Below are 1,331 nucleotides of genomic sequence, written 5' to 3'. Positions count from 1 at the left end.
ATCGAGCAGCGTACAGCCAAGTGAAATACGTACAATGTTCGCTAGGTGGGGCGAAATACCATCTGACAACAAGGCCGAGTCAAAGATCAAAAGAGAAGAAGCCTTGAGAGCACTTTTAGATGGGGTAAGAACCAATGAAATTTGAAAAAGTTACAATCGATGGTTTTCGAGCCTATCGATCTGGTGAAGATGGTAGTTTTGATTTCATTTTAGATGACGGAGTTTGCGCAAATTTCATTTCTATTTACGCCCCCAATGGATTTGGAAAAACATCATTCTATGACGCTGTCGAATGGGCATTGACCAATAACATAAATAGATACCTTCTTTCATCCAATCAAAAAAATAATATAGAGTTAGCTAAGGGAAACAATGTTTCTGGACAGAGACAATCCATACTTAGAAATAAGTATGTTCCTGATGACTATAAAGCCAAGGTTATAGTGGAGGTAACCAGCACAAAGGAGGACACAAAAGTATTCGAGAATTTAGTTAAAAAGGCACGCATTGGCCAGGCGGATTATAAGTTCGATAAAAAAGAGTCTTTTCCTGGTAGCGAGCCGTTTTCGGAAATATTTCTGTCTCAAGACGCAATCGACGCTTTTTTAAAAGAAGATCATCCTGCAACTAGATACGAAAAATTTATGGAGAGCTTCGGAGGTGAAGACGAAGCCTACCGCAGCTCTCTTTTTGCTGTTCGCAAACAACTGAATGATAATATCTTAAAATTAAAAGAGATTGAGTCAGAATTAAATGTAGTTATCAGCCAACCGATCAACAATGATTTGCTAGAGGTCATTAATAGCGCGATTGACGCAGTTAATGTGCCGGATAGATACATTAACAATATCGGGTCGACCTACTCAGAGTCTGTTGAAATTGAATTGCGTTCGCAGGTATCAAAACGCAAAACGATGTTGGTTAGCGAGTTGAACGTTCTTAATGAAAAAAACTCGGCTGCAGCGAAGGCAATAATAAGTGTCCCACGATTTTCTGAGTTGAATGCTACACGGACAACCCAAACAATAGCAGAAGAACGTTACAAGGCTGCACTCGATATTTTGAATGAGATCGATATCAGACGCACCAGCCTTAATGGTAATAGAAAGTCTCTCGCAGAGATTACTGAAAAAATCCGTGAACATAAACGTCACTTGTCCAACCTAGATGAATACCAAGCTATTCTTATTGAATTTTCAGCAAATCAGAGAGCAGTTAATACTTCGTCCGCGGCAAAAGCACAAGCAGAGGAAATGCTGTTCCGGGTCAAGCAAGAAATAGAAGTCGCAGAACATAATTTATCAGATACTGAAAAGAAAATCTCTGACCTT

Annotated in this window: 1 protein-coding gene; it reads left to right on the top strand. The window is 39.4% G+C overall.

The window, feature by feature from the left end; genetic code table 11:
* Positions 1 to 134 precede the first annotated feature (134 nt).
* On the top strand, positions 135 to 1,331 hold a 1,197-nt coding region (locus ACOCD9_RS20610; protein WP_419548309.1), incomplete at its 3' end, for an ATP-binding protein.

Source organism: Microcystis sp. (assembly GCF_048564745.1).
In the GTDB taxonomy this organism is placed as follows: domain Bacteria; phylum Cyanobacteriota; class Cyanobacteriia; order Cyanobacteriales; family Microcystaceae; genus Microcystis; species Microcystis ichthyoblabe_A.
This window is presented reverse-complemented; position numbering and strand designations above follow the sequence as displayed.